The sequence below is a fragment of the Cognaticolwellia aestuarii genome (assembly GCF_002000025.1).
GTDB lineage: Bacteria > Pseudomonadota > Gammaproteobacteria > Enterobacterales > Alteromonadaceae > Cognaticolwellia > Cognaticolwellia aestuarii.
On sequence record NZ_MUZV01000008.1, the window covers coordinates 58430 to 72443 of the forward strand.

The window sequence follows — 14014 nt, forward strand, 5'->3', positions numbered from 1 at the left end:
ATTTCAAAATACATACTTTGTTACGTATTTTTAACAATGCATAGTAGTATGTTTTTTAGTCCTTGTTATAAACTGCCGTACGGTATGATATTTGTTTAACAGTAATTTTTAGATATCAAATCCAACTTATTCAGTTAGTTACCTGTGCTTTAATGTCAAATTGACGTAGTGTATTACATACTTAGGTAATGCTAAAAATGAAAAGTTATTAGCAAGATAATATAAAAATAAATAGAGGAAAGGGAAATGCAAAGACGTGATTTTATTAAGCTCACTGGCGTAGGTGCTGGTGGGTTAATGTTGCCGATGTCAGGTTTCGCTGTATCAGCAGATCAGTTATTAGATAAGCCTATGGATGTTGCTTACAAAAAAAAATTAGCCGATATTGCGCTAAACGCAGCTAAAGCAAAGGGCGCTTCTTATGCAGATGCGCGCATTGGTCGCTACCTTAATCAGTTTGTAACTACACAAGAAAAGCGTGTTGATAATATTGTTAATACTGAATCTGCTGGTATTGGTATTCGTGTCATTGCGAATGGCACTTGGGGCTTTGCTTCCACCTCGAACATGACACCTGATAGTATTGCTAAAACCGCGGAGAAAGCCGTTGCGGTTGCGGTTGCTAACTCAAAGTTTCAAACCGTTCCAGTACAACTTGCACCAGTGAAAGGTGTTGGGGATGTAAGTTGGAATACACCTATTAAAAAGAATGCCTTAGAAATTCCGATTAAAGATAAAGTAGATTTATTGTTATCAGTTAATGATGCCGCTATGTCTAATGGTGCGAACTATATTACCTCTATTTTATTTCTTGTTAATGAACAAAAATACTTTGCTTCAACAGATGGTTCGTATATCGATCAAGATGTACATCGTTTATGGGCACCATTTTTTGCCACGGCTATTGGTAAGTCGGGCTTTAAACAACGTACTGGTTTAGGTAACCCTGTGGGAATGGGCTTTGAATATTTAGACGGTAAAGAAGAAGATAAAATACGTATTTCTGGCGCTAATGTCGGCTACAAAAACTCATATGACATGGTTGAAGATGCAACAGCTGCGGGTAAACAATTGCAAGCTAAGTTAAAAGCAAAATCAGTCGAACCAGGTAAGTATGATTTAGTACTAGACCCCGCGCATTTAATGTTGACTATTCATGAGTCAGTGGGTCACCCATTAGAGCTTGACCGCGTGCTAGGTTATGAAGCGAATTATGCCGGTACAAGTTTCGCAACGCTAGATAAATGGCGAAGTGGTAAGTTTAATTACGGCTCTGACATCGTTAATTTAGTTGCGGATAAAACTCAGCCTTATTCATTAGGTAACGTGGGTTATGATGATGAAGGTGTTAAAACCAAAGAATGGGATTTAGTTAAAGATGGTACTTTAGTTAATTACCAAGCCACACGTGATCAAGTGCATATGATCGACCAAAAAGAATCACACGGTTGTTGTTATTCGCAAAGTTGGCGTGACGTGCAGTTTCAACGTATGTCAAACGTTTCATTAAAGCCAAACAAGAAAGACTTATCAGCTGATGATGTTATTAAAGACGTTGAAAATGGTATCTACATTGCCGGTCGTGGTTCATTTTCAATTGACCAACAACGTTATAACTTCCAATTCGGTGGACAATTATTTTTTGAAATCAAAGACGGTAAAATTACTGAACAAATTGAAGATGTTGCTTATCAATCTAACACGCAACAATTCTGGAATAGCTGTACACAGTTAGCTGGAAAATCTGATTACCGTGTCGGCGGTTCATTTTTTGATGGTAAAGGCCAACCTTCGCAAGTTAGTGCGGTTTCTCATGGTTGTCCAACGACACGTTTTAATAACATTAACGTGATCAATACCGCTCGAAAAGTGTAATTTCACTGATATGTGAAGATAAGTATTTGGCGATAAAAATAAAGTCTAAAAGGAAGCAAAGCGTCATGACAATTTTAACAGAACAACACGCGAAAAAGTTATTACAAAAAGTACTCTCATTTTCTAAAGCTGACGAATGTGAGTGTAATTTGAACGGTGAAGTGGGCGGGAATATTCGTACAGCCCGAAATACGGTATCAACAGCCGGTGAGCAAAGTGATTTAACCTTGGCGGTGCAATCAACCTTTGGTAAACGTACTGGGGTGGCTACCATTAATGAATTTGACGATGCGTCATTAATGAAAGTAGTTAAGCGCTCTGAAGAGTTGGCAAAACTCGCGCCGGAAAACCCAGAGAACATGCCGATATTTGGCCCGCAAAAGTACAGTAAAACCAATACTGCTTTTGATTCAACTTCAAAGGTTACGCCTGATTACAGAGCGCAGGCAGCAGAAGACAGCATTAAGCCTTCAAAAGCCAACAAGTTAGTTTCGTCAGGTTTTTTACAAGACGAAACCACCTTTGAAGCGATAATGAATAGCAAAGGGTTGTTTGCCTACAACAAAGCAACCAATGTTGATTTCTCGGTGACTATTCGCACCGAAGATGGCAAAGGCTCTGGCTGGGCAACGCGCGATTACAGCGATATAAACTTACTTGATACCAAAGAAGCGTCACAAATAGCGATTGAAAAATCTTTAGGCTCAGTTGATGCGAAAGAAATGGAGCCTGGCAAATATACCGTTATTTTAGAGCCCGCAGCTAGCGTTGGTTTATTAGGGCGGTTGATGGGCGCTATGGGACAACGCCAAGCCGATGAAGGTCGCAGCTTTTTATCGAAAAAATTAAAAGAAGGCGAAACTGGCGCTAAAAATAAACACGGTGAAAAAATGTTTGATGAGCGAGTACATATTTACTCAGATCCTAATCATCCTATTGCACCTTCAGCACCATTTTCTTCTGATGGTTTTCCAAGAAGTAAAACCGACTGGATTAAAGGCGGCGTGATCACCAATATGCCAAACTCACCTTATTGGGCTAAGCATACCGATACTGAATATGTTCCGCGCGGTGGCAGTTTTATTATGGCTGGTGGCGATGAGTCATTAGCAGAGATGATTAAAAACACGCGTCGTGGTGTACTCGTTACTCGTCTATGGTATATACGCGCATTAGACCCTCAAACATTGCTACAAACAGGGCTAACACGTGACGGTACATTTTATATTGAAAACGGCAAAATAAAGTATCCGATTAAAAACTTCCGATTTAACGAAAGCCCAATTGTTATGCTTAATAATATTGAAGCATTAGGTAAACCTGAACGCATTAATGGCAATATGGTACCGCCAATGAAAATTCGTGACTTTACCTTTAGTAGTTTGTCAGACGCTGTTTAACTGACTAATAGCTTATTTATTGTGTTAATAAATAAGCTAGGTATTAAGCATACTTTAATCAAAGGATAACAAGCTAAGGGTAAACGTGGGCATTATCTGCGTTTACCCTGATTGTTTTCTGGTATTTTATGAATAGACGTAATTTCATTCGTACACTCTCGTTATTTTCTGCTGGCGCCTGTGCCTTGCCGTTTTTACGTTTGAGTGCACAAGAGCAAATTGACTTCTTTTTTACTCGCTTGAGCTATGAATCAGGTGACTGGGAAGTCGACGAAAGAATGCCCGCCAATGTCTTGAATTCGCTCATTGAATACACGAGCTTAAGGGTTGATATCAAAGAACGTATAATTCCATTGTCTGATCCTCAAATGCTTAGTGCTCCATTTTGTTACTTGGCAGGGCATCGCTTAGTTCAATTTAATAGCGAAGAAAAACAAAACTTTCAACGTTATGTGGAAAATGGTGGCTTTGTTTTTGTTGATGACTGTAATCATGATATCGACGGTATGTTTGCCCGTAGCTTTGAACGACAAATGCAGGCGATATTTGGTGAGCAAGCGTTGCAAAAAATCCCCAACGATCACCCGATATATACTGCTTTCTTCAACTTTGATGGTCCGCCACGAACGTCCATCGAGCTCAATGGTTGGGGCGATGATTTGGTACATAACTACCTTAAAGCCATAGAAATTGATGGTCGTATTGCCGTGTTATACAGTAATAAAGATTTAGGCTGTGAATGGGATTATGATTTTCGTAATAAACGCTGGCTAAAAGTCGACAACACCCGATTCGCGGTAAATATTGTCATATATGCAATGAATAGCTAATTGGTAACACTCAGTCATATTGATAAATGGAAAATAAATGCAAGCACAACAAATAACACTCTTACTAGAAAAATTAAGCCAAATTAGTGATGAAGTTGCTAAAGTTATTGTCGGCCAACAAGACGTTATTGATGAGTTGCTGATCAGTATTCTTGCTGGTGGACACTGCTTACTTGAAGGTGTACCAGGTTTAGCTAAAACGTTAATGGTCAGTTCATTATCAAAAACACTCGCCCTTGACTTTAACCGTGTGCAATTTACCCCAGATTTGATGCCGAGTGATATTATCGGCACTGAAATTTTGGAAACGGATCACGAAACGGGCGATCGCTTTTTTAAGTTTCAACAAGGTCCAGTATTCACTAATATATTATTGGCTGATGAAATTAACCGTACGCCACCAAAAACTCAAGCCGCTTTATTAGAAGCGATGCAAGAGCGACGTATCAGTTATGGCGGCACAAGTTATGAACTGCCAAAGCCTTTCTTTGTTTTAGCCACCCAAAACCCGGTAGAACAAGCAGGCACTTACCCATTACCCGAAGCGCAATTGGATCGCTTTTTAATGTTTATTCGCGTTGGTTATCCTAGCGAACAAGAAGAAATTGAGATCCTTAAGCGCACAACGGGCAATACTCACAGCGAGTTAAGTGCCATTCTCAGTGCTGAAGATATTATTGCCCTGCAAGATCTTGTACGCAGTGTCACGGTTTCAGATGAATTGTTAAGCTATGCCGCAAGCTTAGCGCGAGCGACACGGCCAGAAAGTAGTCATAGCTGTCAAAGTGTTATTGACCATGTCCGTTGGGGCGCAGGCCCTAGAGCAGGGCAAGCGTTAATATTATGTGCAAAAGCCCGCGCTTTAATGTCAGGGCGTTATGCCATTCATCTAGATGACATACAATTTGTTGCCCCAGCGGTATTAAGGCATCGAATTTTAGTTAACTTTCAAGCGGAAGCCTTAAGCATTAGTCCTGATGATGTGATTACTGATTTGTTGGCACATGTTGCCGTACCTAGCAGTCCAATGTAGTAACCATAGGTAATTACGCGTGCAACAACCTTATTTCGATGTCAAAACACTCTTGCGTGTAAAAGATCTTCCGCTGGCCATTAAAACATTAGCGCAAGGTTTTTTGCATGGCGCTCATGCGAGTCAGCAACGTGGCGTTGGTATTGAATTCAGCCAATTTAGGGCTTATGAACCAGGAGACCAGCCAAGTAAAATTGACTGGAAACTGTTTGCACGCTCAGATAAATACTTTGTACGTGAAGCGGAAAGAGAAAGTGATATTAATGTTTGGCTAGTATTGGACTGCAGTGAATCTATGTTGCAACAATCACTTACCGGCAATACCAAAAATCAGCAACCGTCAGCAAATGTTGGTCAATGGCATAAATTAGATTATGCGCGATATTTAGCAGCAACAATCGCTTACTTGGCGCAAAAGCAAGGTGATACGGTCGGTTTGTTAGCACTTTCCGGTGAAGCACCACTGCAAGTGCCGGCTTTTGGTGGAGAGCGTCATTGGCAAAAAATATTACTGGCCTTAACACAAATTAAAGCCAGTGGTCGTTTTCCTGATACTCAAGCCATTTTGGCCCAGTTAAGTGCGGTGCGTAAAAATGGCTTGATTGTTGTGATCAGTGACTTTCATCAACTGAATAATGAGCTGTTTGCCTTAACGACCAAACTCAGTCATCGTCATAGTGATGTTGTCGCTTTTCATTTAGACAGTGATGACGAGATCAATTTTCCTTACCAGGGCTTAATTCAATTTCAAGACTTGGAAACCGGCGAGCAGCTTGAGGTGTCAGCAAAACAAGTGAAAGCTGATTACCTCAATAATAAAAAACGCGCAGATAATAACATCAAGGCACAATTGGCGGCGCAAAATATACAGTATGTTCACGCCAATATAGATCAGGCTCTAGATCAAACCTTGGTTGATTTTCTCAGTGTTAGAGCTCGAGGGCGCAGTCAATAATGGCCAGTTATTTCCCTGCACTTTTTTTACAAAATCCATCAGCCTTTTGGGCTTTATTTGCTTTAGCTATACCACTAATTTTACATTTGCTCAGCAAGCATAGAGCCACCTTGGTTCGATTTTCCAATATCGCACTAATCAGCAAATTTGCAGTGAAAAGCACGCACAAAGTTCATTTAACTGAAGTTTGGTTGTTATTATTGCGTATTTTGTTATTGATAGTATCTATCTTACTGCTGGCAAAAATATCGCTAAACCCGCCATTAATAAGTCACGAAGAAGTCTACCTTGTCAGCCCTGATTGGCTTAATCATAGCGATAAAAATGAACGTCAAGAGTTGATCTCAAACAGTTCAAATAAGCCCATTTATCTATTAAAACAGCATAGTGCACCGATTAGTTCAGCTGAAATACTGGCGTGGCAACCATCAACAGCAGCATCTGAACCACATAACACATTATTAGCACTGAATGCTTTTACTGCGTTATTAACACCTGAGACGAATATAAAGCTTTTCGTTACTAATCGAGCGAAACAATACCGTGTTAACCAGAGCAAGCCAGCTTTAACATGGCTCAATAACATTGATTGGCAAATTAAAAAGCTCACCTTTGAGCATCTAAAACAATACATTAAACCGATGAATGTGGTGATTATTTATGATCAAGACCGCTTTGCCGATTTGAAATACTTTCAGCAAGCCTTTGCACTCATTAAACAACAAATTGCACCGAAACTCTCGTTAGTCTCATTTTTAAATACCGACTCAGAAAACTCAATTTCGTATCAACAAGCGCTGTTAAATAATCCCCATTGGCTGTTTTATTTGAGTTCAAAACCGCCTGGTGAACTTGTTACTCAGGCCATAGTTAACGGCACTAATATACTGGTTGATGCCAATAAAGCCGATATTAATGTAATGGCGGATAAGCGTTTGATCATAGATAAACAAAGCAGTGTTCTACTGCGAGCAGATATTGCTTTTTATCGTCGAGCACAACCTTTGATGCTGGCCGAAAAATTAACAAACCACCTGATATCAAAAACAGATGAAGTGCTCTGGCAGTTTAGCCAACAAGCAGGGCAGGATCTGCCCCTGTTAACGAAATCGAGCCTGCGCTTTTTCTCGAAAATTGAAAACAGTAATACCATCAGTACAAGTGCTATTTATCAATTGTACTCACGGTTTTCACCTGCTTGGAGCAACCTGTTGGTCACTAAGCAATCGCCACTTTTATTGCAAGATTTGTTATTCTCAACATGGCAAAAATCACAAGCTATAGCGCAACAGACATTGAATGAAAGTCAAATTAACCAGCTTGTTACTGCTAATAAAATAGCAAATTTACAGGCTGAAAAAGCGCTTGCTGCGCCACGCTTAAAAAATATTACCGAGCTGAAAGTAGCACGACAAACAACCCATAATGATTACACTGATTTATTAGGGGTGTTATTGTTAATGCTTTGGATAACCGAGCGTATTGTTAGTGAAGTTTATCGCACCAATAAATCGACAGAAACCACTGTAGGCAAAGCTATCGGTACTGACGATAATTTTGCTATATCTAGCAAGGCGGTAAGTTGATGTCTACTATTGATATTCATAGCGCTGAGCAGGGGCAAGCACAGTCACGTCAAGGTTTTGAACACAACAGTGAGCAAAACAGTGAACAAAATAATGATCAAAGTAATCAGCAAAATTTGCAGCAATTAAGCTGGTTAGTTGGGCGTTGGCGTAAACAGTTTTTACAACAGCAAACCTTGCTATTTATACCCAAACTGCTGGCGATAATTTTTACGATTTTATTTCTGTTATTTAGTTTAGGCTCGTTAGGGGACAGTCAGAACTTATTGACCATTGAGTATGCTGTTGGTGTTGTTTTGCTAGCCTTTATGCTTGGTGTAGCTGTCAACATTGTGCTTGCTTTACGCAGTGAACGTTATCAAAGTATTACGTTAAAGAACTTGCTTGTTCACTTAAATAACCGCTTTACTGTGCTCGAAGATAGCGCACAGTTGCTGTTGCGTGATGAAAGCGAACTGTCAGGGCTGGAAAAGCTACAATATCAAAAAGTACGTACAAATTTTCAGAATATTTTACAGCAACAAGCGCATGCCGGTTACCCTGAATTATCGCCAGTTTTAGCTAAACAGCGCCTCTTGACTGACAGTGGCTTATTATTGATATTGTTGTTAATACTATTACTGAGTGCGCACTTTACATTATTCGATAAAACCTTAGCTTGGTTTTACTCGCAACCTATAGGCAATCAAACAATAGAGAGTGGCTCACAAAACAGCGAAAAAAATACCGCAATACTGATATTATCCCAACAAGTTACCATCACTTTGCCCAATTATAGTGTGGCTAAAAATCAAGCTGAAAGTATAGATTCAGAGCAACTTGATATTAATACTTTAATGGGCAGTCAGGCTCGTTGGACATTTACATTTTCGCAGCAAGCAGCAAATTATTTTATCGTCTTTTCTAATGGCGAACGCTACCCGCTCGTTAAGCAAGACAACAATAATTTTACTTTCGAAAAACAGCTAACCACCAGCATGGTTTATCATTTAGCGATAGCAGATAATAGCACCGAGGTTTCTGAGCAATTCGCCGCAATTCATCGTATTACCTTGACACCTGACCAAGCACCTAAAATTCGTTTTATCAGTCCTAAAAATACCGTAACAGAGTTTGGAATAAGCAGTACACCTACTGTGCTTACTGAAGTACAGATATCAGATGATTTTGCCTTAACGGCAGTTGAAATTTTAGCTTCAATAGCCAAAGGCTCTGGCGAAAGTGTCAAGTTTAGAGATCAACGCTTTAATTTTGATCGCACCGAGCAAATCGACGGTAAAACTCATTATTATAAAAATTGGTCACTGCTTGATTTAGCGATGGAGCCGGGAGATGAATTGTATTTTACGGTATTAGCAACAGATAATCGTCAGCCAGAAGCCCAACAAACCCGATCAGCAACTAAAATAATTCGCTGGTTAGAAGATGAACAAGCCGGTATGCGTGCGGACGGAATTTTACTTGATTTTATGCCAGAGTACTTTAAAAGCCAGCGACAAATTATTATTGAAACTATCGAGCTGATTGAAGATAAAACTGAACTTGAATTGGCTAAGTTTGCTGCCACTTCAGAGTCGCTTGGCGTTGCACAAAGTGCATTAAAAGAAAAATATGGCCAATATTTGGGCGATGAGTCTGAAGGACTAGAAAGTGTCGGAGTGAGTTTTGATGATCATAGCGCAGACGAGCACAGTGGAGATGAACATAGCACAGATGATCATGATGACTCGCAGCGACCGACCATCCAAGTACATGACGAACATGGTGGTAGTAATGCCGTGATCACGGCCACGGCTCATGAACATGAACATGTTAATGCACAAGCAAGCGGTTCAGCTGATGCTGATTTATCAGGTCGTATGTCGTTAATTAGTCGTTATGGTCATACACATGAAGACAGTGATGTAGGCATGATGAATAGTCAAGATCCCAAAGCCTTGATGAAAAAAAGTCTAGCAAATATGTGGCAAGCTGAATTGCATTTAATGTTAGCAGAGCCTGAACTTGCTTTACCCTTTGAACAACAAGCGTTGATGTTGTTAAAACAAGCTCAAAAAGCTGAACGTATTTATGTTAAGCGTTTAGGCTTTGAACCACCACCTGTGACAGAGCAACGACGTTATCAAGGAGAGCAAACTGATATTATTTCAGGCAGTGTGCAATCCTCTCGCTTTAGCACCGCACAGTTGACCGATCAAACACAGTTAGCTTTTCGCCAACTTTTACAGCTATTGAATCGAGTAAGCCAAACATCAGAGCAAAACGTTACGACTGAAATTACCAGTAAACGCTTATCTGTTGATGAATTAGCCTTAGTCGAGTTGGCTAAGCAGGGCATAGAGCAGTTAGTTGAACAGCGTTCTGCTTTGGTTGATGTGCTTGCCATACTTGAGCAAATATTACTTGAGCGTAAATTTACATTGTCTCAATGTCAGCACTGTTTGACGTTATTATCAGGAAAGATCGAACAGTTAATTCCTCAAAGTAATGCCTTACCCGCTAGGAGAGCGCAAGATTTTTTCGATCAACAGCCGATGATCAAGCAATACAGTGAATTTTTAGAGGAAAACTTGTGATTATTGCGTTAACCGATAGCTATCAATTGATACTAACGAGTCGTTTACATTGGAGCTTAGTATTATTCGCTTTTATCGGCCTAGTGCTTACTTGTACTTTGATATATCGGCGCTTTAGCGCTAAAAGCCAGGGTAATGAGCAACAGGTAACTTATTGGAGTTTATCAGAAAAAGGTCGTTTTTCTTTATTGATATTGGCCAACACACTTGCTTTTATCAGTGTTTTACTGTTCATTCTACCTGTGCAGGTAAAAGTGGATACGCCAGCGTACGATGTTTTACTTACCGCGGGTTTTAACAAGTCGACATCAGCAGATGGCTTTAATCTGATTGACCTAGATAGTGAGCAAGTAAAGCAACAATTAGGCTCAGCGCAACATATTTGGTTACTGGCGCAAGCTGACGATTCAACGATAAACCTAAACAGTAAAAAACCGTTATATCAGTGGCTATTAAAATATTATCAAGACAAAGTTATTGTGGTTAACTCCATTTCAGAATTAACAGAGCTTTGGCAAACCAAGCCTACTCACCAAGGTAATGAGTGGCAAGCACAAGTTGACTCAATAACTTATCCTGCACCGTTAACCCTAACTATCATGGGGGATGGCTTAACAACTGAGCAATGGCAGCATTTAATCAATTTTAAGCACCAGAAAAATCCTCAAGAAGCCGCCGATTTATTGCCGAGTAGTTTATCTGGCAATCTACCCGGCAATGTTTCGCCTAAGCCACTGAAATTTAATTTCTTTGCCAGTAAAAAACAACTTGGGTTAATTGACTTGCAATGGCAGCGAGAATTAGTTTTAGGGCAAGCCCTGACGGTCACTGGCCGCTTGCAGCAAGCGAAAGAAAATAATCAACAATTTCAGCTGAGTCTGATGAGTAACAATCATGTTGTTGATCAGGTCAATATTACCGATAATCAAGCTTTTTCACTTAGCACAACCAGTAAAGTGTCCGGCTTATTTACCTATCAACTATTGTTAGAGCCGTTAATTGAAGGTCCTGCTAAGCACGTAAATATTGCACAGCGAGAGGTCAGTACAAATAAAACCAATAGCGCAGCAACAAATCAAGGTATAAACAAAACCATCAATGAATATCTTGCTGTTAGCGTAATATCGGCTCAAAAACCGAAAGTCTTGATCAAACAATCAGCACCTTCATTTGAAACCAGACGTTTAAAACAGTGGCTCAAGCAAACTGATAGCCAAGTGCACATTATTAGCCAAATAAGCCAAAGTAAATGGGCTCAACAAAAAATAAATTATTTTACCGATGACATTAATTATCAAGGTGATCAATCGCCAATAACGACTTCGCTACCAAGTCACCTTTTGACTGCAAGTTTACTAGACGAAAATGATCTGCTAATTATTGATAGTCGCATGTTACTTGCTTTAGAAGTAGCTGAAATTGAAGCCCTATATCAAGCGATAAAAAATGGCTTAGGGTTATTGATCAACGCAGACGCGACACTTTTAACGTCAGATAAATCGCGTTTAGATAAATTAAGCCAATTACTGAATTTATTTGTGATAACTGCCGGTAACGAGTCACAGAGCCAAGTGACTGCAAATTGGCCAGCAAAACCAAATTTAGCGGTTAGTCAGCGTATATTATCACCCAGTCCCACCATTGCCATTTCACCTAAGCCAGGGCAGAGTTTAGTTGAATCAAACAGTGGGCAAATTTTAGTCGCTCAGCAACCCTTAGGTTTGGGCATGGTAGCGATATCAAGTTTAAATCAAACTTATCAGTGGCCATTACAAGCAACGCCCGCGTTATATAGTCATTATTGGCAATATTTATTCTCCAAAATTGCTCGTAGCGAAAGTCATACCCGTTGGTTAGCACCGAAGTCAACCACACTAGAACAAGTCAATCATGAGCACAATATTTGCTTATTATCTCCACTATCAGAGGTCTATTCACCGGGCTTGAACTTAGCTTCTGAGCCATTGTCGAAGCTAAAAAAGTGTGCGCTTTTTAATGCCGATAGCAAAGGTTGGTTTGAGTTTCAGGTTTTTAATGCAGCGCAAGCGTTACTTGCCACACAAGCACGTTATTTTTATCATGAAGCTGACTTTTTAGCATGGCAACAAGCTAATAAGCATCAAATCAGTCAACAATACGCACTACCATTTTCGCAAACTGATTTTGCCGTTAACCCTGTCATGAGCTACCAAGCGGCAAATAAGCACTACTTTTGGTTACTGATGTTTATTTCGATGTCACTGCTTTGGATAGAGCGTAAGTGGCAATCAGGCTAGGTTTTATGATACTTGCCATTAAACTTAGCGAATATCATCTTGGCTATAATTAAAATCAATGGCGGCAATAATCAGTAAAATCGCACCAAATATAATAGCCCAATGAGCACCAAATAACGCGAGCACACTACCGACTAAGGCAATAAGTACATTTGCTAAACTAAATACAGTCGTAATTAAGCCCATGAGTTGACCTTGCTCAATATTGTGATACTGCTCAGAAATATAGACCGGTAGTAAGCCATTAAAAATAGCGATAGCGACACCTGTTAGCGCGTAAATAGGCCAAACTGCAGTGGCTGATAATAATGGGTGTAGGAAAAAAAGTAGCGCCATTAATACCATACCAACAATTGCACCCAACTTTAAACCGAGTAAGTATTTCAATTGTTTAACAAAAAATACACTGGTGATGGTCATAAACAAGGTTAATACTACGGTTATATAGCCAATGTCGGGACTTGAAAAGTCGAACTTTTCCACTAGCCAAACGGGGTAAAACTCATAGTATGCATTTAGGCCCAGGGTCGCGAGTAAATAAATGAGAAATATACGTCTGATTTGTTTATTAGCCAGTAAGGCGAATGAGTTTTGTTTACTAAAAAGTTGTCTAAACTTGACTGTTGGCTCTTTTGAGCTTAATTCATCAGATGGTAAAACACGGGTAACACTTAATAGTGCAATCACCAGAGCCGCAGCAGCGAAGTAGAAAACCGTATCTAGCCCATATACCGCGAGCAAACCACCCGCAAGAGGGCCGAGCAACCAACCTAAATAACTGGTGGCATTAACTAAGTTGAAAGTATAGGTTTTATCTAATGTCGGTGATAAATCAACGGCGATAGCTTTAGCGATACTGATATTGCCAGAAAAAATACCGGTAATAAATCGAGCCAGAACTAATAATAAGAAACTCTCGGCGATAACAGCCAGTGCTGATAATATATAGCCGATAACGGTTAATACTAAAGTAATTATTAAGGTTTTCTTTCGGCCATAGATACCAGAAGCAGCACCTAAAACTGAACTACCGAAAATAACCCCTAATGGATAAATAGCTAAGATAATGCCTAACAGAATTTTACTAGGTAAATCAGCAAATGTGGTTAATGCACTTACTTCATTAAGAAAAAGCGGTGCTAATATTGGGTAAGGTAAAGCAATGCCAGCACTACTAAATAGCACCACCAGCATAACAGAAAACAAAGATTTTTTTGCTTTTATTACTTCTGCACTTGGCTTGTTACTTGGTGAGTTTTCCAGTTTAGCAGCGTGATTCATAGCCGTTTATATTTCAATTTTTTTTCGAATCGATATACTAAATCTAGCGTATTTTTAAGTAAAGTTTTATGTTTATATAATGTTGTGAAAATAGATAATTATCCACTATTTTCAGAAAAAGGTAATAAAACTCAAGTTGTTAGCAGGAGTGTAATTAAGTGTAATCGCTGGGTAATAAGTTGTACTATTGCAGTAACACCTT

The 14014-nt window shown here is 39.6% G+C and carries 9 protein-coding genes; 8 read left to right on the forward strand and 1 reads right to left on the reverse strand.

Annotation, left to right across the window (positions count from 1 at the left end):
* Positions 1 to 246: 246 nt before the first annotated feature.
* The 8 genes from B0169_RS13155 (at position 247) to B0169_RS13190 (ending at position 12531) form a co-directional block, all read left to right on the forward strand.
* On the forward strand, positions 247 to 1875 hold the full coding sequence (locus B0169_RS13155) for a TldD/PmbA family protein (RefSeq protein WP_077286489.1): 1629 nt from the start codon (positions 247 to 249) through the stop codon (positions 1873 to 1875).
* Positions 1876 to 1940: 65 nt separating this feature from the next.
* Positions 1941 to 3275: a TldD/PmbA family protein gene (locus tag B0169_RS13160; protein WP_077286490.1), complete on the forward strand. Its 1335-nt coding sequence runs from the start codon at positions 1941 to 1943 to the stop codon at positions 3273 to 3275.
* Positions 3276 to 3403: 128 nt separating this feature from the next.
* Entirely contained in the window at positions 3404 to 4105 is a 702-nt protein-coding gene (locus B0169_RS13165) for a DUF4159 domain-containing protein (protein ID WP_077286492.1), read from the forward strand.
* A gap of 37 nt (positions 4106 to 4142) precedes the next feature.
* The gene (locus B0169_RS13170) at positions 4143 to 5138 is read left to right on the forward strand and encodes an AAA family ATPase (RefSeq protein ID WP_077286494.1); all 996 of its coding nucleotides are present in this window, start codon (positions 4143 to 4145) and stop codon (positions 5136 to 5138) included.
* A 19-nt stretch (positions 5139 to 5157) separates the two neighbouring features.
* Positions 5158 to 6093, forward strand: coding sequence for a DUF58 domain-containing protein (locus B0169_RS13175; RefSeq protein WP_077286496.1), 936 nt, complete (start codon positions 5158 to 5160; stop codon positions 6091 to 6093).
* Complete coding sequence (locus B0169_RS13180) at positions 6093 to 7679, forward strand: BatA domain-containing protein (protein WP_077286498.1); 1587 nt, start codon at positions 6093 to 6095, stop codon at positions 7677 to 7679. The genes B0169_RS13175 and B0169_RS13180 overlap by 1 nt, the downstream gene beginning before the upstream one ends.
* Complete coding sequence (locus B0169_RS13185; RefSeq protein ID WP_077286500.1) at positions 7679 to 10255, forward strand: hypothetical protein; 2577 nt, start codon at positions 7679 to 7681, stop codon at positions 10253 to 10255. The genes B0169_RS13180 and B0169_RS13185 overlap by 1 nt, the downstream gene beginning before the upstream one ends.
* The gene (locus B0169_RS13190) at positions 10252 to 12531 is read left to right on the forward strand and encodes a hypothetical protein (RefSeq protein WP_077286502.1); all 2280 of its coding nucleotides are present in this window, start codon (positions 10252 to 10254) and stop codon (positions 12529 to 12531) included. Before B0169_RS13185 ends, B0169_RS13190 begins: the two co-directional genes overlap by 4 nt.
* A 24-nt stretch (positions 12532 to 12555) precedes the next feature.
* On the opposite strand, the gene B0169_RS13195 is transcribed toward B0169_RS13190, so the two are convergent.
* Entirely contained in the window at positions 12556 to 13812 is a 1257-nt protein-coding gene (locus B0169_RS13195) for an MFS transporter (protein WP_077286504.1), read from the reverse strand.
* Positions 13813 to 14014 lie beyond the last annotated feature (202 nt).

Bases quoted from the DNA above. Each gene is read 5' to 3' on its own strand.
- B0169_RS13185 (WP_077286500.1), top strand. From the start codon at position 7,679: ATGTCTACTATTGATATTCATAGCGCTGAGCAGGGGCAAGCACAGTCA.
- B0169_RS13165 (WP_077286492.1), top strand. From the start codon at position 3,404: ATGAATAGACGTAATTTCATTCGTACACTCTCGTTATTTTCTGCTGGC.
- B0169_RS13155 (WP_077286489.1), top strand. From the start codon at position 247: ATGCAAAGACGTGATTTTATTAAGCTCACTGGCGTAGGTGCTGGTGGG.
- B0169_RS13180 (WP_077286498.1), top strand. From the start codon at position 6,093: ATGGCCAGTTATTTCCCTGCACTTTTTTTACAAAATCCATCAGCCTTT.
- B0169_RS13160 (WP_077286490.1), top strand. From the start codon at position 1,941: ATGACAATTTTAACAGAACAACACGCGAAAAAGTTATTACAAAAAGTA.
- B0169_RS13195 (WP_077286504.1), bottom strand. From the start codon at position 13,812: ATGAATCACGCTGCTAAACTGGAAAACTCACCAAGTAACAAGCCAAGT.
- B0169_RS13170 (WP_077286494.1), top strand. From the start codon at position 4,143: ATGCAAGCACAACAAATAACACTCTTACTAGAAAAATTAAGCCAAATT.